We start from the raw sequence: 23,443 nt of genomic DNA, 5'->3' as shown, positions 1-23,443 counted from the left end.
AAGGTATAAGAGGTTGTAAAATCAAAGATATGATAACTCTCCCCCACCATCTAACAAGCGTGTTACAGGTGCTTGTTCTTATGTTACATCGGATTACATTTATTCTTCTTTCGGGAGGTTATCGGTCATATATTCTTTTGGAGAAAGACCATAAAACTCACGGAAAGAATTAGAAAAATGAGACAAGCTGGAAAATCCGGTGGCGTAGGCTACTTCCGAAATGGTCAGCTTTTTACCAGTTAGCAATGAGGCTGCCTGTTTCAACCGGATGCCTTTTATAAAATCCCGAGCCGGTAAACTGGTCAACTCTTTCAGTTTCCGATGGAGATGTACCCTGCTCATGCCTACTTCGGATGCCAGCATCTCGACACTCAGTTCGGAGTTCGATAGGTTTGCGTTTACAATACGGACAATTTTGTCCATCAATATCTCATCGGGAGATCTTAATTGTAAATCATCTAATTTCGATTCAGGAATCTGTAAACCTGAATATTTATTTTTAAGCCTTTCGCGGTTGCTTACCAGATTTCGTATTGTACTACGTAACAAACTTGTATTAAAGGGCTTTACTATATAAGCATCTGCTCCTATATCCAAACCTTCGACCTTATGTTCGGTATTTGATTTTGCTGTGAGTAATATTACCGGGATATGATTGATATTGATATTCTGCTTCACTTTTTTACACAATGTAATGCCATCCATCTCGGGCATCATCACATCACTGACAATGAGGTCGGGCATCTCGGATAAAATACGCTCCAATGCTTCCTTTCCATTTACACATTCGCTGATTTTATACTCGTCCGACAGTTCCTCCCTGATATATTGCCGTATCTCGTCCTCATCTTCCACAATCAGGATACGGTATCTGCTCCGGGGTTTTATTTTTTCTTTTTTATCGGTAATATCCTCATCTATTTGCTCGTATGTTGCAACCTCAAGCGATTTACCCGAAGAAACAGTTACCACTTCAGTATCGGCATAATCACTTTCCTCAAGATCAGAAGTTTTAAGATGGGCATTCCCCAAAGGTACCCGTATCACGAAACGGCTACCCTGAGTGTCAGGCCGGTTTTCTGCAAAAATATGTCCCCGATGTAATTCGACCAAAGACTTTGCCAGGTGCAAACCGATTCCGGTACCAAAGTTTGAAGATGTTACATCATTATTGATCTGGTAGAACCGTTCGAATATTTTATTTACTTTACTTTTATCAATACCTATGCCGCTATCTGTTACTGTTACTTCAAAATAGTGCCGCAAAGGTCCTTTCTGGTGTTCATCCCTACCGGTAGTCAACTCTACGGTTATATTACCGTTATCCGGAGTATATTTAAATGCATTGGATAGGATATTGAGCAATATTTTATCGAAATTATTAAGGTCTATCCAAACCTTTAATTCTTCGTCTTTATGCAAAAAATCGAATGTAATATTCTTCTGTTGAGCCGAATATTCAAATGTGAGCATCAGGTCTTTGATAAAACCAACCATATCTGTCTCCCTACATTTGAGGAACATCTGCCCTTTATCCAGCTTCCGGATATCCATCAGTTGATTTATCAGCCGCAGAATCCTCTGACTATTACGATACATCATCAGATAGATTTTCAGTTTACCGGAATCTTCGGTATTGGCTATTAACTTTTCGAGAGGGCTTATAATTAACGTCATCGGGGTACGTATCTCATGTGATATGTTGATAAAAAACTGAAGCTTAGCCTCGTTTATTTCTATCTGATGCTTTCTCCGGACTTCGCTTCGCCGATGGCTCACTTTGGAATGGATAAAATTCGCCGCAAAATAAATAAGTAACATACTCAATACGGCATACATACAGTACGCCCACAAAGTCTGGTACCACGGCGGAGTAATAATGATACGGATAATTTTTACGGCAGAATAATTATCGTGGTCTACCGCCCTCACTTTAAATGTATATGTACCGGGAGCAAGGTTGGTATATGTAACCCTGTTAATACCGGGAAAAGAATTTATCCATGCAGAACTCAATTCTTCTATCATATACTGATATACAATACGCTCGGGATTCGAAAAGTCTAACGTCGAAAATTCGATTACAAATGTATTATCATTGTATGCCAATGTAAATTCGTCGGCATCAGAGATAGCCGTCGATACGATTTTTCTCCCGCCCGAAAGGTCTCCCAACTTAACTGCATGGTTGAAGAGATAAAAATTGGTGATCAGTATCTTCAACTCTTTCTTCGTTTCAGTTATATCCTTAGGATAAAAGCTTGTTATACCATTGATTCCTCCGAAATAGATTTTACCTTCCGTATCTTCATATTTGGCTCCGCGTGTAAATTCATTTCCCTGCAAGCCATCCCCTGCATAATAGTTTATAAACCTGTTTTCGGATAGAACAAACTTACTCATACCCAAATATGTGCTAACCCACATATTGCCTTCATTATCTTCGCTTATTCCACAGATCACATCATTGGGTAAGCCATCGTTTTCTTTGAATACTTTAATCGAACTGTCTTTTTTATCAAAGACATATAATCCTTCGGTTGTGCCTATCCATATTTTTCCTTTACGGTCTTCGCTTAGGGTATATCCTACCGTACCGGGGAGTATATTATTTTGATCCAAATAATTAATAAAGGTATTCTTGTCTGGATTGTAACAACTTACCCCTTTATAATGGGCTATCCATATCAGCCCTTCACTGTCAACAAGTATGCTGTTGATCCAGTCATTACTTAACTCATCTTCCGACAGAATATCATTCTCGCGTTTTTGTGACTCGAAATGCCTTATTTCGCCGGATTGCAGATTCATCTGGAAGAAGCCCGATCCGTATGTGCCTATAAGCAGGTTTTTGCGGTTGTCTTCTGTTATTGAATATACTTTCTCATTTTGTAATTGCGATATGTAGATACATTGCCCGGTCTTTTTATTGATCTTGGCTAGCCCTTTGGTAAATGATCCTATCCAGAGATTTCCGTCCGAATCTTCGAATATACTTAAAATAGTTCCCGAGATAGACGAAGCAGAGTTACCCGGTTTGAAGTGGGCTACTCTATTTCCTTTACCATCTATACCGTACAAACCTTCGTTGTCGGCACCAACCCACAATATCCCATCGCGGTCTTTGTATATAGACATTACACAACCTGTACCAATAGGATTACAGGCGAGTGACTTGGGACCATAATAATCAAATTTTTTTTCTATTCCAGAAATAAAGACAATCCCTTTCTGAAAACAGCCCAGCCAGATATTATTGTCACTATCCTGTAAGACAGAATGGACTTTGCCCCGTGAAAGATCGATAGGAACATAATTGGTCTGAAAATCTTCTATTTTATGATTCTCTCTGTTGTATACTTTTAATCCTGCTCCGTCTGTTCCAATATACAATGTATTCTGATTATTGACTACAAGGGATTTTACAGCCAAAGAACTATTGTTGTTGTAAGATACCGGCTCAAACTGTTTCTTTTCTGGATTATACCGGTTCAGCCCTCCGATAAGAGTTCCCGCAAAAAGGACACCGTCCTTATCTTCCACTATCGATGATATATTATTGCCGGAGATACGTGTCGGGGATTTAAATGTCTCTATTTCGCCCGATTGAGGTAAGTAACAATTCAGTCCGCTATTTTCAGAGCCTATCCACAGATTCCCTTTATTATCTTCATAAACAACAGTCAGGAAGTTGCTGACAAGAGATGCATTCAGTTTTGTCTCGGCATGAGGGATCTCTTCATTTTTCCGGATGGTAAATATTCCCTGTCCTGAGGTTGCAATCCATATATCACCATTTTTAGCTTCGATAATAGAGGTTACATGCGGAGATATAATTTCGCCATCGCGATACATTTTTATTTCCTGAAAAGAATCTGTCGCCCTGTTGTATTTCATCAGCCCGTTAAGGCATCCAATCCATAACAGATTATTTCTGTCTTCAAAAATAGTTCTTACATAATTGCTTTTTATTGAAGTCGAATCTCCGGACAAGTGCTTGTATGCTGCAAACTTAATCCCGTCAAATTTATTCAGTCCGTTTTCCGTTGCCACCCAGATAAAGCCCTTACTATCCTGATAAACCTGATTGATCAGGCTACTCGACAAGTCATTGTCCGGAGAATAAAATCGTCCGGATTGAGCTAATGCTGTATTCGTACACAGAAATAATAGGATATAAAACAGAGATATCCGGAAGCCTTGTAGAATCATGATATTCGGCTTATTATAGGTTATATACAAAAATAGAAAAAATCTTATGGTTCTGCCTATATATAGCAGTGAATGTAACACCAGATAAAACTTATGTAACATTTTCGCCGACGATGTTACATTTCTGAAAGTATATGGAATATGCCACCAATGTGGAATACAATTATATTTATAAGTTTGCCATAAGCTTTAAAATCTATAAAACCATAAACAATTTAATTACCATGAAACATGACAAAATTTATAAACGCAACTAACGAGCCGGTTTCCATTACCGGTCATATATGGCATATTGTATATGAACTAAAAAAATTTGATGAAACCGGGAAAGTTGTAATTTCCGATTCCTATTATCCAATTAATAAAATCTATACCTTTTAATCATGAAAACTACTATTTTTTCTAAGCCAATCAGGATTTTATTACTTTTTCTTTTGACACCTTTATGGCTTTCTGCCCAATCCATTCTTATACAAGGGACTGTAAAGGACACTAAAGGAGAATCCCTCATCGGGGTAAGCGTGGTCGAAAAAGGTTCGACAAATGGTACGATTACCGATTTAGACGGTAATTATTCTTTAAAAGTAGCGGGTAATGCTACACTTGATTTTTCTTATGTAGGCTATGTAAATCAGTCAATTTCTGTACAAGGAAAAAACAGGATTGACATTATTTTGACCGAAAACAATAAGTTGCTCGACGAAATTGTAGTTGTCGGATACGGTACTCAGCGAAGAGAAGCTGTTACAGGATCGGTAGCTTCTATGCGGGGCGATGTACTGCGTGAAGTACAGACCGGAAACGTAACTTCGGCTCTTGCCGGACGTGTACCCGGTGTACAGATACAACAAACAAGCTCTAAGCCCGGTGCAGATATGCAGATACGCATCCGCGGTACCCGTTCGCTTACCGGAGACAATGCCCCTTTGGTGGTACTCGACGGAATACCCTTCGGTGGTAGTATCGGGGACATAAATCCTAACGATATAAAGAGTCTTGATATTCTGAAAGATGCTTCGGCAACCGCTATTTACGGTTCGCGTGGAGCAGGCGGTGTTATCATCGTTACTACTCATAAAGGAAATGCCGGTACGAAGCCTAAAGTAACTTATGATGCTTATTTAGGTGTAAAGACGCTTTTTCATCGTTATCCGATGATGACAGGCAGCGAATTATACCAATTGCGCAAAGATGCAGGAATGTACAAAGATACTGAAGGTAATCCGACCATGGGACTTGATGAAGCCCAAGGTGTAAATACCGACTGGCAGGATCTGATGTTTAAAAACAGTTTGACGATGAACCACAATGTGGGTATCTCGGGCGGCAGCGAAACCGGCAGTTTCAATGTGGGCGCAGGGTATTATGAAGACCAAGCTTTGCTTCCCGGACAGGATTACAGCCGTATCAACTTACGGGCAGCTCTCGACCAGAACATTGGCAAATACTTACGCTTCGGCTTGACCACTAATAGTAATTATAACGTTACTAACGGCCAAAGTATCGGATTGTATAACACGCTGGCACTATCGCCAATGATCAATCCATGGAATGAAGATGGAAGCTGGAAAACAATAGTACAGTCTGTTGCCGACAAATATTGGGCATATTCACGTGATGCTATTGAAAATCTAGATGATAGCTATGCTGACAACCAACGCGGCTTTGGTTCTTATAATTCACTATATGGAGAACTGAAAGTTCCGGGAGTAGATGGTCTGAGTTACCGCCTTACGTTAGGTTTGGATTACCGGAGTATGCAAAGAGGCCGCTATCAGGGAATGGGTGTTTTCAGCGACACGCCGACTGCTTCGTCCACAGCTTCATTAGATAAAAACCAGTATTATAAATGGGCTATTGAACATCTGGTTACTTACGAAAAGACATTTGGGAAGCATCACCTGACTCTGAATGGCTTATATGCTGCCGAACAAAGTCATTACGACCGCTCGTATGCGAATGCGACCAATGTACCGGAACAATTCCAATACTGGAATATAGGACGTGCGGAAAATGTCGTTTACAATCCGGATGAACAGGATTATTGGGAGCGTGGATTAACCTCTTATATGGCACGTGTAATGTACGACTACGATTCCCGTTATATGTTGTTAGCCTCTATCCGTTGGGACGGCTCATCCGTACTGGCAGACGGACACAAATGGATTACTTATCCGGGCTTCTCGGCGGGATGGAATATTGCACGGGAAAGCTTTATGGAGAGCACAAGCGATTGGCTCGACAACCTGAAACTGCGTGTAGGCTGGGGTTTGACCTCTAATCAGGCAATAAACCCATACACAACATTTGGAAGTCTGGGAACTCGTCCCTACAATTTTGGAGACTCCAAACAGACAGGCCTTTACGTTGCAACTACCCCTAATGCCGAATTAGGATGGGAATTTACACGAGTTTGGAACTTCGGTCTGGATTTCAGCTTCTGGCGGAATCGTCTTTCCGGTACTATCGAATATTATAATGCAAATACTTACGATATCCTTCAGAGCGTAACGTTACCTTCTACGGCAGGTGTAGGCAGTTATCTGGCTAATATCGGGGAAATGAATAACCGCGGGATAGAACTAAGCCTGAATGGTGTTATTCTGGAAAACCAGAATGGTTGGACATGGGAAGCCGGAATCAACTTCTACACCAACCGCAACAAGATAACGAAGCTTGCTTCAGGACAGGAAAAAGATGAAATAAACAAATGGTTTGTCGGCCATTCCATCAACTCGATATACGATTATGAGAAAATCGGGCTTTGGCAGGAAGGTGACAAATACTTAGATATATTGGAACCGGGCGGTAACGTAGGTATGATAAAGGTAAAATACACCGGAGAATACAATGCAGACGGTACACCTGTAAGAGCTGTCGGTTCAGCCGATCGCCAGATCATCAATACCGATCCCGACTGGCAGGGAGGGTTTAGTACCCGAGTGGCCTACAAAAACTGGGATCTGAATGTAATAGGTACTTTCCAGCATGGCGGTATTTTGGTCAGTTCACTTCATACTTCGAACGGTTATCTCAATATGTTGAGCGGTAGACGCGGCAATGTAAAAGTAGATTACTGGACACCCGAAAATACAGGTGCGAAATATCCTAAACCCGGTGGAATTACAAGCAGCGACAATCCGAAATACGGCAGTACACTGGGCTATTTCGACGGCTCATATTTCAAAGTAGGATCTATCACATTGGGTTACAACTTCGACAAGAATGCTGATTGGTTTAAAAATCTGGGACTTAGCAGTGCTCGTGTGTATTTCACCTTGCAGAACGCTTTTGTACTCTTCTCGGATTTCAACAAAGAAACCGGTCTGGATCCGGTGACCAACTCTTACGGGAACGAAAACGCAGCTGTAACCGATAACAGCAGTTTGCCTTACAGAGCCAACAGCACACTTACCGTAGGTACAAACAGTCCGCAAACCCGTAACTTCCTGCTTGGTTTGAACGTATCTTTTTAACAGTTTAACAAATGTCGAGACATGAAAAATATAAATTTTAAAACTATTTTGGGAACGGCTGTATTTGCCCTGCTGGCATTTTCCTGTTCCAATGATATTTTAGACGAAACACCGCGCACCGACTACACTCCTGATTATTTCAAAACCGAAGAGGGTATTCAAGGAGGGTTGACTTCGCTCTATGCACATACCCGTTACATTTTCGGGCAGTATTATTATGCCGCTCAGCAAAACGGAACTGACGAATATACCTACGCACAGAGCGCCGACAATAACTTTAAAGACAGCGATATGTCGGGAGCCGGATCGCTTACTCCTTCGAGCAGCCGTTCGGATGCACTCTGGAATGCAGCATACTCCAATATCAATACTGCAAGCGGTATAATTGAAAATGCTTCCGACGCGGGCAAAACCGAAGCTCTTATTTCAGAAGCACGATTTTTCCGTGCATGGGATTATTTCCAACTGGTACAAACTTTTGGCGGAGTGCCTCTGGATCTGGGTTCCGGCGAATTGAAATTCAATGTTACTCCTTCGCGTACTTCAGTACGTAACACAGTGCCGGAAGTTTACACAAAAGCCATTTTCCCGGATTTAAAAACAGCTATTGAAAACCTGCCTGATGCCGGTCGTGTAACAGGCGGAGTAACAAAAACCGCTGCCCGCCTGTATCTGGCAAAAGCTTATCTGGCATACGGCTGGTGGTTGCAAAATCCCGGTAATATACCGACTTATCCCGAAACTACCCGTACTGATCCCGATGGACACGATGCTGCGTGGTATTTCCAACAAGCATATAATACATCATTGGAAGGAATCAACAATGCAGGTAGTAACTTCGGACTACAACAGTATTTTTATGACGTGAATTTGGGTAGCAATGACCGGAATAAGGAAATTGTTCTTTACAGCGACCACTGTGAAGACGAATATTACAATCAGGCAAGCTTATCGTGGAGTAATGGTACTGTTCCCGAAAGTTTCGCCGTATGGTTTGCAACCTGTAATTATGGAGATATCCGAAGTTCGGATGGTTCTTCTTACGGTGTAGTGGCTGTTGACCGTGATGCTACTCAATGGGGTGGCCGTCCGTGGACTCGTATGGCTCCTCCTATCGAAGTGTTTACTAAAACTTTTGCAGATAAGACCAACGACAGTCGTTACGACGGAACTTTCGCCGCTGTGTTCCCCGGCAACTGGGGAAAGAAAGGTGATACCCGCACATTATATAATGCTAACGGCCTACCTGTTAAAAGCGGTGAAGCTGTTCTCACTTTCCTGAATGAAGATAATCCGGCTGTGGCTTATCCGAGTGGTGGTGGAGACAGCAACGTAGGCGGAGGCACATTGCCGGGCAGAGCCGACTGGGTAATCAATCCGAGTGGTATCAGCCGTTTATATTATCCCGGATTGTGGAAACTGGGAACTTACCGTACCGACAATGGATCGGGTCTGGGACAACCCAACGGAGCCATTACACGTCCGTGGAACATTGCTAAATTTTCAGAATTTTACCTGATCGCAGCCGAAGCCGCCGTTAAAGGAGCAACAGGGACAATGTCTGCCCGTGAGCTTGTAAACGTACTTCGCGCTCGTGCCGGAAAATGGCGTTACAGCAACAACGGACAATGGAGTATGGGTGGCGATGGCACAAAAGTAGAAGACCATAGTGCAGCAATGATTGCCGCTACTCCTGCTACAATCGACATCAATTATATTCTGGCAGAACGTAGCCGTGAATTTTTCGGCGAAGGCTATCGCTGGCTTGATCTGGTACGCACACAAAAATGGGCGGAGATTGCAGGCTCATATACAATCTGTGGTAGTGCCAAAGGTGATCATACACCGGTTGTATATAACCGTTCCATCCAACCGTTCCACTATCTGCGCCCTATTCCTCAGGGACAGATCGATGGTATGACCATGACAGATGCTGAGAAAAAAGCATATCAGAATCCTGGATATTGACACTATTATAATAATAATCTAGGGGGCGGAGCCTCTGCGCTCTGCCCACCAAAAGGAATAGTTACACTAGCTTCAGAAAGGTTGAGGGTGCTTGTACACCTTTAACAAGCATTCTCTCCCTTTCATTTAGCTTAACGATCGGATGATGACCATGAAGAATAAACTCTATCTGCTACTATTCAGTATTCTCATATCAGCGGGCATATATGCTCAGCAATCTGTACAAGATGCACCCCGTCTTATAAAAAAGGGTATAGCTACCCAGTTGACCGTACAAAATCAGCCTTTTCTGATTCTGGGAGGTGAGCTAGGTAACTCTATCGCTTCGTCATTAGAAGATATGAAAGACGTGTGTGCGAAGTTTGAACAGATGCAGTTGAACACCATGCTTGTTCCGGTATATTGGGAACTGACCGAATCCGAAAAGGGTAAATTCGATTATACATTAGTAGACGGGATAATAGACTTAGCCCGACAACATAACCTTAAAATTGTTTTCCTGTGGTTCGGAGTATGGAAGAACAGTATGTCATGCTACAGTCCACTCTGGATAAAAGAGGATAGCAAAAAGTACCCTCGTGCCGAAACAAAAAAGGGACGTAAACTCGAAATACTTTCCGCTTTTTCAGAAAATAATACCAAAGCCGATATGGATGCCTTTTCGAACCTTATGGGACATATCCGCACCATAGACCAGCAACAGCAAACAGTCATAATGGTACAGGTCGAAAACGAGATAGGGATGCTCGAAGATGCCCGCGACCATAGCAAAGAAGCAAATAAAGCTTTCAACTCGGCTGTTCCGCAACAACTGATTAATTATATGCAGGCGCATAAAAACACATTGCGTCCTCAACTCGCTGATCGCTGGCAGTCCAAAGGATATAAAACCAAAGGTAACTGGAACGAAATATTCGGCGAAGGACTCGAAACCGACGAGATATTCATGGCATGGCATTATGCTGTTTTTGTGGAACAGGTAGCCAAAGCCGGAAAAGAGAGATACCCTGTACCCATGTATCTCAATGCTGCACTAAACAGCCGGGGACGTAAAGCCGGAGAATATCCCAGTGCAGGCCCTTTAGCCCATCTATTGGATATATGGAGAGCAGCTGCCCCGTCTATCGACTTTCTGGCTCCCGATATTTATGATCCCGGATTCACCGGATGGTGCCAGCAATACCATATCGACGGAAATCTCCTGTTTATACCCGAAATAAAACTCGAAACAGGCAATGCCGCACGGGTTTTCTATGCTTTTGGTGAACACGATGCAATGGGATTCAGTCCGTTTTCGATTGAAAATACTCCTGACATCAAAAATTATCCGTTGATGAAAAGTTACGGTATTTTACATCAGATATTGCCCTTATTAAAAGAAAAACAAGGATCGGGCAAAACCAATGGCATATGGTTCGATGGCGAAAACAAAGAACGGATTATCGAACGGAATGGATACACATTCACATTCCGCCACGATTATACTCTGGGATGGGACGCCGCCGCTAAAGACGGTAGTACATGGACTGAAAGTGGTGCGCTGATTATCGAGCTGTCACCCCGCGAATATCTGGTTGCCGGAACAGGTGTTGTACTCACATTCGAAAGTAAAAAAGAGGGTGTTACCGCAGGTATCGGACTGATAGACGAGGTTGTATTTACCGATGGTAAAATGAAGCCTATCCGCCGCTTGAATGGTGACGAGAACCATCAGGGACGCCACCTCCGTATTCCTGCCGGACAATGGCAGATACAATATGTAAAACTGTACGAATATTAAGATCTTAACTTATAAAATATAACACGATGCCTACATCCGGAATCATACGAAAATGTTTGTTGCTGCTGATCCTACTTAGCGGCGTATATAGTTATGCCTCAGACAGGGGAAACTTCGTTACATTCAGTAAAACAGCGAATGGCTTTCCGTTGGCTGCTGGGTCAGAAATAGCATCAATATTGACAGATTCGGAGGATAAAGGTATTCTCCGTGCGGTTAACGATCTACGGAACGATATACAAATGGTTACAGGTAAAAAGCCTGTTTTGGGACAATCAACTTCTTCTATAATCATTGGAACGGCAGGCAATTCACCATTGATAGATAGACTTATTAGCGAGAAAAAGATCGATGGTGAAAGCCTTTCCGGCAAATACGAGAAGTATATCATAACAACCATAGAATCTCCTCAGGATGGGATTGAAACAGCCCTTGTTATAGCTGGAAGCGATAAGCGCGGAACTATATACGGAATATATGAACTATCGGCACAGATAGGCGTTTCGCCGTGGTATTACTGGGCGGATGTACCTGTCAAGAAGAATAACGAAGTCTACATACAATCCGGAACATATACAGCGGGAGAACCTGCCGTAAGATACCGGGGAATATTCCTGAATGATGAAGCTCCTGCCCTTACAGGATGGGTGAACGAAAATTTCGGGGGATACAACCACCGGTTTTACGAAAAAGTATTCGAATTGCTTCTCCGGTTGAAAGGCAATTATATGTGGCCTGCCATGTGGGACGCTGCATTTTATGATGACGATCCTCAAAACTCGGTTTTAGCGAACGAGATGGGTATTGTTATGGGCACATCGCACCACGAACCAATGGCACGGGCTCACAAAGAATGGAAAAGATACGGACAAGGTGCATGGAATTACCAAACCAACAAGAATACGCTCGATTCATTCTGGCAAAAAGGTATCGAACGGATGAAACATACCGAAGATATTGTCACGATAGGTATGCGTGGAGATGGAGATGAACCTATGAGCGAAAAATATAATATCGCCTTGCTTGAGCAGATTGTGAAAAATCAACGGAATATTATCGCTAAAACCATAGGAAAGAAAGCAGATCAAACACCTCAGCTCTGGGCTTTGTACAAAGAGGTACAGGACTATTACGATCACGGAATGCGTGTACCCGACGACGTTACCCTGCTGCTTTGCGACGATAACTGGGGCAATGTACGTAAACTGCCCGACCTCAATTCACCGAAAAGAGCGGGAGGATACGGAATGTATTATCATTTCGATTATGTAGGCGGCCCACGCAATTATAAATGGCTGAATGTATCGCCCGTACAGCGGATATGGGAGCAGATGAACCTCACATACGAATACGGAGTAGACCGCCTGTGGATTGTTAACGTAGGTGATCTGAAACCGATGGAATACCCTATCAGCTTCTTTCTGGATATGGCTTGGAACCCAAACCGTTTCAATGCTGATAACCTGTTAGATCATATCGAACAATGGTGTGCTGTGCAGTTCGGTAACCAATATGCAAAAGACATTGCCCGCCTGATAAATCTGTATACTAAATACAACCGTAGGGTTACACCCGAACTTCTGAATGAAAAGATATACAGTCTGCATAATTACAACGAGTTCCGCAATGTTACGGATGAGTATAACAACTTACTGGCCGAAGCTTTCAAAATAAACTATATGCTTCCTGTGGAATACAGGAATGCATACGATCAGCTTGTGCTGTTTCCGATACAGGCCTGTGCCAATCTGTACGAAATGTATTATGCGGTTGCAATGAATCACGATCTGTTCGAAAAGAATGACATAGAAGCTAATCAATGGGCAAACAAGGCAGAAGCATTATTCGAAAGGGATTCTTTATTGACCTATCATTACAACAAAGAAATATCGGGAGGAAAATGGAATCATATGATGGATCAGACACATATAGGCTATACATCGTGGCAGCAACCCGATAGGAATATTATGCCACAGGTATTCAGAGTGAAAGAAACCGATCAAGAAAACAGACCCATATTCAAAGAAACAGATGGTTATATTGCCATCGAAGCCGAAAATTACACACGTGCTATTAATGGAAATGGGGTGGCGTGGCAAGTGATTCCACACATGGGGAAAACCTTATCTGCGGTAACAACTATGCCTGTAACCGTAACTCCTACCGATAATATGGTTCTGGAATATGAAATAGAGGTCGAGACTGCGGGAGAAGTAACCTTATCGGTACTACTCTCTCCTACCCTCAACTTCAATGCCAATAAGGGTTTGCGTTATGCTATTTCGATAGACGGACAAGACGAACAAATCGTAAACTTCAACGGAATATATACCGAAAGAGAGCACGAAGCCCGTTTGGCAGCCAGCATCAACGAAAGTAAAACAAAGCATGTAATAGATAAGCCGGGCAAGCATACAATCCGTTTCAGGGCATTAGATCCGGGTATCGTCCTGCAAAAACTAATCCTCGATATGGGAGGTCTGAAACCTTCGTTTCTGGGTGCTCCCGAAAGTCCAAGAATAATGTAATACACTCATTATGAATGCAAAATATATAAACCGAATTTTCTTAGTTACCCTATTGCTTTTCGCCGGAGTAAGTTCTCAGGCAGAAGTAAAGCTACCCAAGTTGGTAAGTGACGGAATGGTACTTCAACGGGAAAAACCTCTTAATATATGGGGTTGGGCTGATCCGTCAGAAGCGGTGAAGGTCAGCTTCAAGGGGAAAACATATAAAACAAAAGCCAATGCGGAGGGGCAATGGAGCGTTACTCTCCCTTCTCAACAAGCGGGAGGGCCGTACAGCATGACTATCAATCATATACAATTGAATGATATTCTGATAGGTGATGTGTGGTTATGTTCGGGTCAATCGAACATGGAGTTACCCGTAAGGCGTGTAATGGAGAAGTATCGGGAAGAAATAGAGAAGGACGATAATCCTAATATCCGCCAGTTCAAAGTACCGATGACGTATAACTTCGAACAACCACAAACCGATTATAAATACGGAAGCTGGACAAAAGCACAGAAAGAATCTATTCTGGATTTCTCAGCCGTCGCTTATTTTTTTGCCAAAGACCTGTATGCCAAATACGGAGTACCTGTAGGGCTTATCAACTCTGCGGTAGGTGGTTCACCTGCCGAAGCATGGGTCAGTAAAGAGGGGTTAGCCCAATTTCCCTACTTTATTAATGAAGCTGAGAAATGCGCCAACGACGAATACCGGAACAAGACTACCCAATCGGAAAACGAGGCGAGGAATAATTGGGTAACGACTCTCAATGCAAATGATGCAGGAACTGCGCTCTGGAACAAAGAAAATACCGACGATTCGGCATGGGGAACGATCACCCTTCCCGGATTTTGGGAAGACAAGGGTGTGGCTCCCTTGAACGGGTCTATCTGGTTTCGCAAACATTTCGAGATTACCGATAATACCAATCTCGAAGACGCTGTACTTCGTTTAGGATGTATCGTCGATTGCGACTCGGTATTTGTCAACGGAACATTTGTGGGTACTACTTCGTACATGTACCCTCCACGAATCTATAATGTGCCTAAAGAAATACTGCGGAAAGGATCGAATAATGTTACTATCCGTCTGATAAGCTATTCAGGAAAAGGCGGACTGGTAGAAGACAAGCCTTATAGCCTGACTATCGGCAGGCAGCGAATACCTCTGGCCGGAGAATGGAAATACAAAATAGGAGCCGAAATGCCGGCTTTGGGTTCAACTACCTTTTTTCAGTATAAGCCTATCGGATTGTATAACGGAATGATAGCACCTATGCGAAACTATGCGGTAAAAGGAGTTATCTGGTATCAGGGCGAATCGAATGTAGGACGCAATAAAGAATACGAAAAGTTATTCCCTGCACTGATCTCAGATTGGCGTAATAAGCTAAACGACCCACAATTACCCTTCCTGTATGTACAATTGCCCAGTTTTCTGAAAGCGACTTATTCGCCTGCCGAAAGCGGATGGGCGGAACTCCGTAATGTACAAACAGCTGCATTGAAGCTACCCGGTACCGCAATGGCAGTGGTTACTGACGTGGGAGAATGGAACGACATACATCCGCTAAATAAGAAAACCGTAGGACACAGGCTATCTCTAGCCGCACAGAATATAGCTTATGGTGATACACAGGTATGCTATTCGGGGCCGGCTATTAAAAGTATCTCCATAAATGGAAGTAAAGCCATACTCACTTTCAACACCTTTGGTGACTCGCTGAAAGCGGAAGATAAATTACGGGGATTTGCCATTTGCGGAGCAGACGGAAAATACGTTTGGGCACAAGCCAGAATAATAAGTCCCGATACAGTAGAAGTATGGGCTGATAATGTAGCCTCACCTGCATCAGTGCGGTACGCATGGAGCGACAATGCCCTGTCGGCTAATCTATTCAACTCGCAAGGATTACCGGCTATACCATTCGAAATTAAGTAAGATAAAAAGATAAAAACTAAGATTATGAGCACTTCAACAGACAAAGTTTCATTCCGGGAGAAGGTTGGATACAGCCTCGGGGACGGATCAGCCAATCTGGTTTTCCAGATGATGATGATGTTCCAGCTATTCTTCTATACGGATGTATTCGGGATAAAAGCCACCGCCGCAGGGATGATCCTGCTCGTGGCAAGGGTATTCGACGCATTTGTCGACCCGATGGTAGGGATTCTTTCCGACCGGACCAATACAAAATGGGGTAAATACCGCCCGTGGCTGTTGTGGACAGCTATTCCTTTCGCTGTATTCTTCGTACTGGCATTTACGACTCCCGATATTAGCGAACGCGGAAAAATCATTTATGCAGGTATCACCTATACCCTGCTGATGTCGATATACTCGTTCAACAACACACCTTATTCATCTTTAGGTGGTGTAATGACAGGCGATATACGCGAGCGTACCAGCATTTCGTCTATCCGTTTTGTTACGGCTACCATCGCTACATTTGTCGTACAGGGGTTAACGCTTCCATTAGTAAATAAGTTCGGGAACGGTGATCCGTCAAAAGGTTGGTTTATCACCATTACTATTTTTGCAGTGGTAGCGGCTATACTGATGTTCATTACCTTCTTTTCGGCTAAAGAACGTATCAGCCCACCTAAAGACCAAAAGACATCCGTAAAACAGGATTTTAAGGATATCCTGAACAGCCGCCCGTGGAAAGCGATGTTCATCCTTACATTATTCCTTTTCACTACGCTTGCTATGTGGGGCAGCGGCATGTCATATTATTTCAACTATTATGTGGATAAAGATGCTTTATATGGCTTCTTGAAAGGAATTGGGCTGGTAACATCAGACGGCACAAGTCAGGGTGTAGGATATAGCATATTAAATGCTTTCGGGTTGATCGCTCATTCTAATGATGATGTATTTGCCGTAGGATTCAGTTTGTTTAATATGGTAGGACAGTTCATTACCCTGATAGGTGTTATTCTGCTGTCGCAAACCTTATCCAATATATTCGGCAAGCGCAATGTGTTTATTATCTGTCTGGCGCTTACAGCCTTATTTACCGCCTTATTCTTTGTCGTTCCTGCGAAAAGTGTCGGGCTGATATTCGGGTTGAATATCCTGAAAAGCCTTGCCTATGCTCCTACTATTCCGCTACTTTGGGCAATGATGGGCGATGTGGCAGATCATTCGGAATGGACGTACCACAGACGTGCGACTGGATTCGTTTTTGCGGGAATCGTTTTCGCTCTGAAAGCCGGACTCGGTATCGGAGGGGCTATTTGCGGAGGAATTATCGACTCTTTCGGATTTGTTCCGAATGTCGTACAAAACGCCGATTCTCTTTTTGGTATCAAACTGACATCAAGCATCATACCGGCTATAACTTTCTTTATCGGTGTAATCGCTTTGTTCTTCTATCCGATTTCCAAAACTCTGAACGAATCGATACAGACCGATCTGGAAAAGAGACGGCAGGAGAGTAATTAAGTATGCAGCTATTTTATCTATAAAGTAAATGGATGACAAAATAAGGAATGATGAATATTTTGTAACGCAAAGACACGGAGACACAAAGGATTATCTTGTATAGTCGATATAATATATACATTAAGAAAACAGATAAATAAAAAAATGAATAAAACCGTGTCACTTTTGTCACCTTTGTCACTTTTTAGGACATTAAATACTGAAAACGAATCAGATACAAAAGTGACAAAGTAAACAAAAAGGTGACAAAAAGGTAACGATATTTGTATAAGTATGTATAGTTTTTGTAACCTTATATAACCCGAAATGTAAAATCTAAATATACTCTAGTTATGACAAAGAACTATTCCGTAATCTTTAAGACGGCACTCATGGCTGTGGCGGTTCTGGCTATCAGCTGTACCACTGCTAAACAAACGGAAACACCCGATGAGCCTACATTGAAAGAAGCTTTCAAAGACAAGTTTCTGATAGGTGTAGCCACTAATACCAATCACGATTCGGGCAAGGATACCGCCGGAGTGAGAGTAATCAAACAGCAGTTCAACTCCATCGTTGCCGAAAACTGCATGAAAAGCGAAGTGATACAACCTAAAGAGGGACAATTCGACTTTACCAAGTCCGACCAGTTTGTGAAGTTCGGCGAAGAGAACAATATGTTCATTATAGGACATACACTGATCTGGCATTCGCAAGCTCCCGACTGGTTCTTTGTAGACGATAAAGGCAAAGACGTATCAAAAGAGGTTTTGATAGAGCGTATGAAAAATCATATATCGACTCTGGTAAGCCGTTACAAAGGACGTGTTAAAGGATGGGATGTTGTTAACGAAGCTTTTAACGATGACGGTACATGGCGAGAGAGTAAATTCTACACCATCATAGGTGAAGAATATATAAGTCTCGCTTTCCAGTTTGCCCATGAGGCCGATCCTGATGCCGAGTTGTATTACAACGATTATTCGATGTCGCACGAAGCTAAATGTCAGGGAGTGGTGAAGATGGTTAAAGACTTGCAGGCAAAAGGAATCAAAATAGATGCCATAGGTATGCAGGGGCATTCTATGATGGACTTCCCTACTATAGACGCTTTCGAGAAAAGCCTTCTGGCATTTGCCGCACTCAATGTGAAAGTGATGATTACCGAGTTCGACATAACCGTACTTCCCTTCCCTACTAAAGAAGGTGGAGCAGAAGTTTCGATGAACGTCGAATATCAACAGTCGTTGAATCCTTATGCGAACGGTTTACCAGAAGACATGGCTCAAAAGTTGGAAGCGAGGTATCTCGATTTCTTCAAACTGTTCCTGAAACATCAGGATAAGATCAGCCGGGTAACCCTTTGGGGTGTCAGCGATGGCGATTCGTGGCGTAACGACTGGCCTGTAAAAGGTCGTACCGATTATCCGTTGTTGTTCGACCGCAATCATGAACCCAAACCTGTTGTAGCAAAAATCATAGAATTGGCTAAAGACGAAAAGAAGTAAGAATACAGTTTTATAAACGTAAAGGCACTAAGTCTTAGAATTAAAAACAATAACAAAATGAAAAAATCAAGATACTTATTCCCCGATGCCTATATGGCAGACCCTTCGGCTCATGTTTTCGAAGGTAAGTTATACATATACCCTTCGCACGACTGGGAAAGCGGTGTTGCCGAAAACGACAATGGAGACCACTTCAATATGGAAGATTATCATGTATTCTCAATGGACGATGTAAACGGAGCTATTACCGATCATGGATTAGTTCTGGATGTGAAAAGCGTTCCGTGGTCGGGTCGTCAGTTGTGGGACTGCGATGTGGCTTGTAAAGATGGGAAGTATTACCTGTACTTCTCGATGAAAGACCAGAACGATATATTCCGGCTTGGGGTAGCTGTAAGCGACAAACCTTATGGCCCCTTCACAGCCGAACCCCACCCCATAAAAGGCAGTTACAGCATAGACCCCTGTGTATTCGAAGACAAGGGCGAATATTATATCTATTTCGGTGGAATATGGGGCGGACAGCTTCAACGTTACCGGAACAACAAGGCTTTGGAATCTGCTATTTTACCTGATGCGAATGAACCTGCCCTTTCGCCCAAAGTAGCCAGACTACGGGATGATATGCTCGAATTTGCCGAAGAACCCCGCGACCTGCTTATTGTTGATGATAAGGGTAATCCGCTGACACACGGCAATCCGCATCGCTTCTTCGAAGCGTCATGGATGCACAAGTATAACGGCAAGTACTATTTTTCGTATTCAACAGGCGATACTCACTACATTTGTTATGCTATCGGTGATAATCCATACGGACCTTTCACTTATCAGGGGGTGATACTCACTCCTGTTGTGGGCTGGACTACCCACCACAGTATTGTCGAATATAAAGGAAAGTGGTATTTGTTCCATCACGATTGTGTTCCTTCGGAAGGCAAAACATGGCTGCGCAGCATGAAGGTCGTTGAACTGGAGTATAATGCGGACGGTACTATTAAAATGATAGAAGGATTAGACTCATAATGTTAAAACTTAGTTATGTCGATTCAGGTAATCAGGCGTTAGCCAAGCGGCATTAACTGGAGGTGCGAGGTTCCGTTCTGTGAAGTGGGCGTTAAGAATTAAATTCAAATAGGCCGATAGGCCGACTTATTTAATTCCGACCGCAAACAGATAACGGATCGCACCGCAGGTGAGCCGCAAAGACCTTTTGGTTCCTTTTGGGGCTTTGGCTAAAAGGTACACAAGCAATCTGTGATTGCGCGTAGTAAAACAAAACATATAAATACTTTCTTTTACTTATGAAGAAATTCACAATACTTATTTGTTTACTAGCTTTGTTTACTGTTGCGTATGGTGAAGACGGTAGCCGCTTATGGTTACAGCCTTTACCATACGGACAGACAAACTCCACTTCGATTATATCCGGAGAAAAGTCCCCGACTATCGGTCTGGCTATATCAGAATTGAACAATCCGGCTTATCAATTAGGCAGCCGAACAATTCTGATCGGAACTACCACCGATAAGAATATACGAAAGGTTTTTTCGAAGTCAGAACTGTCTACTTTGTCACCCGAAAGTTATCTGATACGGACTGTACAGTGGAACGGCAAAGAAGCCATCGCCATTGCCGGAGGAGACGATAAAGGGGCATTGTACGGCTCATACCATTTATTGAGGCTGGCGGTAACTAACGGACTCGGTTCTCCGGTATCGGTCAGAGAAGTTCCGGCTTATAAGGTTCGTGTACTGAACCACTGGGACAATCTGGATGGATCGGTTGAACGGGGTTATGCCGGCTATTCGTTATGGAAGTGGGAGGATTTACCTAATACCCTTTCGCCACGCTATAAAGAGTACGCCCGTGCCAATGCTTCGATAGGTATTAACGGTACGGTTCTGAATAATGTGAATGCAGACCCGCTGATTCTTACTCATGAATATCTTATAAAGGTAAAGGCTTTAGCGGATGTATTCCGTCCATACGGATTGAAGGTCTATTTGTCGGTTAACTTTTCGTCGCCTACCGCTATCAGCGGACTGCCTACATCTGATCCTTTGGACGAAGGGGTTCAACGTTGGTGGAAGGACAAAGCGAAAGAAATATACGCACTTATTCCCGATTTCGGTGGTTTCCTTGTAAAGGCTAATTCGGAAGGATTGCCGGGTCCTCAGGATTTTGGACGCACCCATGCCGACGGAGCCAATATGCTGGCCGATGCTCTGCAACCTTACAACGGAATAGTGATGTGGCGTGCTTTCGTCTACAACCCCGGAAACGAGGAACGCGCCAAACAAGCCTACCTTGAGTTTACCCCTTTCGACGGGAAGTTCAGATCGAATGTTATCATACAAATCAAGAATGGACCGATCGACTTTCAGCCGCGCGAACCTTTCAGCCCTCTGTTCGGAGCGATGAAACAAACACCTATCATGCCCGAGTTCCAGATCACGCAAGAGTATCTGGGTTTCTCCAATCACTTGGCATATCTGGCTCCTATGTTTAAGGAATGTTTAGATAGCGATACCTATGCGCAAGGCGAAGGTTCTACCGTTGCGAAAGTTACAGACGGTTCGTTATACGGCAACAAGATCAGCGCTATTGCAGGAGTAGCTAACATAGGGGAAGATACCAACTGGTGTGGACACGACTTCGCCCAAGCCAATTGGTATGCTTTTGGCCGCTTGGCCTGGAATCATCAATTAACTTCGGAAGTAATAGCGGACGAATGGCTGAAAATGACATTCACAAACGATCCGGAATTCTTATCTCCGATTACTAAAATGATGCTCGACTCGCGTGAAGCGGTTGTCAATTATATGATGCCTTTGGGGTTGAACCATATCTTTGCTTTCGACCATCACTATGGGCCCGAACCGTGGTGTGATGTTCCCGGAGCACGTCCCGACTGGATGCCTACTTACTACCATCGTGCGGATAGTACCGGTCTGGGCTTCGACCGCACTACATCAGGGAGTAATGGGGTGAGTCAATATAATCAACCGTTAGCTGATCTATATAATAACATTGATACATGTCCCGAAGAATACCTTCTGTGGTTTCATCATACCGCATGGAATCATCAAATGAAGAGTGGAAATATCATGTGGGACGAATTATGCCGCCATTACGATAAAGGAGTATTACAAGTCCGTGAGTTCCAAAAAATATGGGATAGATCTGAACACTTTGTCGATACAGACCGATTCCATCGGGTACAATCAAAATTGCGTATTCAGGCACGGGATGCCGTATGGTGGAGAGACGCCTGCCTGCTGTATTTCCAGACATTTTCGAAACAACCTATTCCTTACGATCTCGAACGTCCGGTACATGATCTGGATGACCTGAAAAAGATTAAGCTGAATATGGGACACAATAATAAGGCAAAGAAATAATAGATACAGAAAATCCACAGAAGGCTTATAATTCCCTTCTGTGGATTTCTTTTCTTATTTATTGAGACCTTATTTCTTCAATGAAGCCATATCAATAACAAACCGGTAACGGACATCACTTTTAAGCATTCTTTCGTAAGCCGTATTAATATCCTGCATATTAATCATTTCAATTTCGGATACAATGTTATGCTTTCCACAGAAATCAAGCAACTCCTGAGTCTCTGCAATTCCTCCGATTACAGAGCCTGCCACAGACTTACGTCCCATAATCATAGGCACAGTATTCAGCATCGGGTTCAGGTCACCTAAATATCCAACCAGAACATGAGTTCCGTTTATATTCAGGGTAGCGACATAAGGATTAACATCATGTACATAAGGAACTGTATCGATAATCAAATCAAAAGTTCCTTTCACTGCTTCCATTTGCTTTGGGTCTGTTGAGATTACTACATGATCTGCTCCCAGATCGAGTGCATCCTGAGTCTTTCCGGGAGTTCTTGAGAACAAACTAACCTCTGCACCCAGCCCTTTTGCCAATTTGATAGCCATATGTCCAAGACCGCCCAAACCAACAACAGCCACTTTGCTGCCTTTTCCTGCGTTCCAATGTCTAAGTGGAGACCATGTGGTGATTCCTGCACACAATAACGGAGCTACCGCAGCCAGATTCAGGTTAGTAGGTACTTTCAGGACAAAGTGTTCATCTACAACTACCCTTTCGGAATATCCACCGTAAGTTTGTCCGCCAAGATGCTTATCAGGAGCATTGTATGTACCGGTCATTCCATGAGAGCAATATTGTTCCAAATCATGTTCACAACTTTCACATTCACGGCACGAATCGACCATACATCCAACAGCTGCCAGATCTCCGACCTTAAACTTAGTTACATTACTACCTACCCGGGTTATCTTACCCACTATTTCGTGACCGGGAACTACCGGATAGATACTTCCACCCCAATCATTACGTGCGGTATGTAAATCGGAGTGACAAACTCCACAATATAGGATATCGATCTCTACATCCGTAGGCGTAGGAACTCTGCGTTGAATGTTCATTTCATTCAATGGCGCATCGGCTGCAACTGTACCAAATGCCTTTGTATTCTTTGTTTCCATACTTAATTAATTTAGAATGTTTATAAAGTT

11 protein-coding genes are annotated in these 23,443 nt (G+C 43.0%); 9 read left to right on the top strand and 2 right to left on the bottom strand.

Annotated features, from left to right (window positions below; genetic code table 11):
* Nucleotides 1-99: 99 nt before the first annotated feature.
* Nucleotides 100-4,212: a hybrid sensor histidine kinase/response regulator transcription factor gene (locus BUC12_RS00435; protein ID WP_062175215.1), complete on the bottom strand. Its 4,113-nt coding sequence runs from the start codon at nucleotides 4,210-4,212 to the stop codon at nucleotides 100-102.
* Between the two features lie 383 nt (nucleotides 4,213-4,595).
* Here BUC12_RS00435 and BUC12_RS00430 point away from each other — a divergent pair, with 383 nt between their 5' ends.
* The 9 genes from BUC12_RS00430 to BUC12_RS00390 all read left to right on the top strand — a co-directional run bounded on the left by BUC12_RS00430 (nucleotide 4,596) and on the right by BUC12_RS00390 (nucleotide 22,285).
* Complete coding sequence (locus BUC12_RS00430; RefSeq protein ID WP_062175214.1) at nucleotides 4,596-7,688, top strand: SusC/RagA family TonB-linked outer membrane protein; 3,093 nt, start codon at nucleotides 4,596-4,598, stop codon at nucleotides 7,686-7,688.
* Between the two features lie 21 nt (nucleotides 7,689-7,709).
* The gene (locus BUC12_RS00425) at nucleotides 7,710-9,656 is read left to right on the top strand and encodes a RagB/SusD family nutrient uptake outer membrane protein (RefSeq protein ID WP_062175213.1); all 1,947 of its coding nucleotides are present in this window, start codon (nucleotides 7,710-7,712) and stop codon (nucleotides 9,654-9,656) included.
* A gap of 151 nt (nucleotides 9,657-9,807) precedes the next feature.
* On the top strand, nucleotides 9,808-11,436 hold the full coding sequence (locus tag BUC12_RS00420; RefSeq protein WP_062175817.1) for a GH35 family beta-galactosidase: 1,629 nt from the start codon (nucleotides 9,808-9,810) through the stop codon (nucleotides 11,434-11,436).
* 26 nt (nucleotides 11,437-11,462) lie between these two features.
* A complete protein-coding gene (locus BUC12_RS00415) occupies nucleotides 11,463-13,964 on the top strand; it encodes a glycosyl hydrolase 115 family protein (RefSeq protein WP_062175212.1) in 2,502 nt (833 codons plus the stop codon).
* Nucleotides 13,965-13,974: 10 nt separating this feature from the next.
* Complete coding sequence (locus BUC12_RS00410) at nucleotides 13,975-15,891, top strand: sialate O-acetylesterase (protein WP_062175211.1); 1,917 nt, start codon at nucleotides 13,975-13,977, stop codon at nucleotides 15,889-15,891.
* A 24-nt stretch (nucleotides 15,892-15,915) separates the two neighbouring features.
* Nucleotides 15,916-17,397, top strand: a complete 1,482-nt coding sequence (locus BUC12_RS00405; RefSeq protein ID WP_062175210.1) for an MFS transporter — start codon at nucleotides 15,916-15,918, stop codon at nucleotides 17,395-17,397.
* Between the two features lie 371 nt (nucleotides 17,398-17,768).
* On the top strand, nucleotides 17,769-18,884 hold the full coding sequence (locus tag BUC12_RS00400; RefSeq protein WP_201780477.1) for an endo-1,4-beta-xylanase: 1,116 nt from the start codon (nucleotides 17,769-17,771) through the stop codon (nucleotides 18,882-18,884).
* A gap of 57 nt (nucleotides 18,885-18,941) precedes the next feature.
* The gene (locus BUC12_RS00395) at nucleotides 18,942-19,907 is read left to right on the top strand and encodes a glycoside hydrolase family 43 protein (RefSeq protein ID WP_062175208.1); all 966 of its coding nucleotides are present in this window, start codon (nucleotides 18,942-18,944) and stop codon (nucleotides 19,905-19,907) included.
* Nucleotides 19,908-20,185: 278 nt separating this feature from the next.
* The gene (locus tag BUC12_RS00390) at nucleotides 20,186-22,285 is read left to right on the top strand and encodes an alpha-glucuronidase family glycosyl hydrolase (RefSeq protein WP_062175207.1); all 2,100 of its coding nucleotides are present in this window, start codon (nucleotides 20,186-20,188) and stop codon (nucleotides 22,283-22,285) included.
* A 69-nt stretch (nucleotides 22,286-22,354) separates the two neighbouring features.
* Here BUC12_RS00390 and BUC12_RS00385 read toward each other — a convergent pair whose 3' ends face one another.
* Nucleotides 22,355-23,413, bottom strand: a complete 1,059-nt coding sequence (locus tag BUC12_RS00385; protein ID WP_073357271.1) for an NAD(P)-dependent alcohol dehydrogenase — start codon at nucleotides 23,411-23,413, stop codon at nucleotides 22,355-22,357.
* Nucleotides 23,414-23,443: the final 30 nt, after the last annotated feature.

The organism is Indolivaga macrotermitis (assembly GCF_900128985.1).
GTDB classification, from domain to species: Bacteria; Bacteroidota; Bacteroidia; order Bacteroidales; family Dysgonomonadaceae; genus Dysgonomonas_A; species Dysgonomonas_A macrotermitis.
The sequence above is the reverse complement of the archived record's forward strand: the minus strand, read 5'-3'. Positions and strand labels throughout refer to the sequence as shown.

Excerpts from the sequence above, each read along its gene's own strand:
- BUC12_RS00390 (WP_062175207.1), top strand. The coding sequence starts at position 20,186 with ATGAAGAAATTCACAATACTTATTTGTTTACTAGCTTTGTTTACTGTT.
- BUC12_RS00385 (WP_073357271.1), bottom strand. The coding sequence starts at position 23,413 with ATGGAAACAAAGAATACAAAGGCATTTGGTACAGTTGCAGCCGATGCG.
- BUC12_RS00425 (WP_062175213.1), top strand. The coding sequence starts at position 7,710 with ATGAAAAATATAAATTTTAAAACTATTTTGGGAACGGCTGTATTTGCC.
- BUC12_RS00415 (WP_062175212.1), top strand. The coding sequence starts at position 11,463 with ATGCCTACATCCGGAATCATACGAAAATGTTTGTTGCTGCTGATCCTA.
- BUC12_RS00410 (WP_062175211.1), top strand. The coding sequence starts at position 13,975 with ATGAATGCAAAATATATAAACCGAATTTTCTTAGTTACCCTATTGCTT.
- BUC12_RS00400 (WP_201780477.1), top strand. The coding sequence starts at position 17,769 with ATGGCTGTGGCGGTTCTGGCTATCAGCTGTACCACTGCTAAACAAACG.
- BUC12_RS00430 (WP_062175214.1), top strand. The coding sequence starts at position 4,596 with ATGAAAACTACTATTTTTTCTAAGCCAATCAGGATTTTATTACTTTTT.
- BUC12_RS00435 (WP_062175215.1), bottom strand. The coding sequence starts at position 4,212 with ATGATTCTACAAGGCTTCCGGATATCTCTGTTTTATATCCTATTATTT.
- BUC12_RS00405 (WP_062175210.1), top strand. The coding sequence starts at position 15,916 with ATGAGCACTTCAACAGACAAAGTTTCATTCCGGGAGAAGGTTGGATAC.
- BUC12_RS00420 (WP_062175817.1), top strand. The coding sequence starts at position 9,808 with ATGAAGAATAAACTCTATCTGCTACTATTCAGTATTCTCATATCAGCG.
- BUC12_RS00395 (WP_062175208.1), top strand. The coding sequence starts at position 18,942 with ATGAAAAAATCAAGATACTTATTCCCCGATGCCTATATGGCAGACCCT.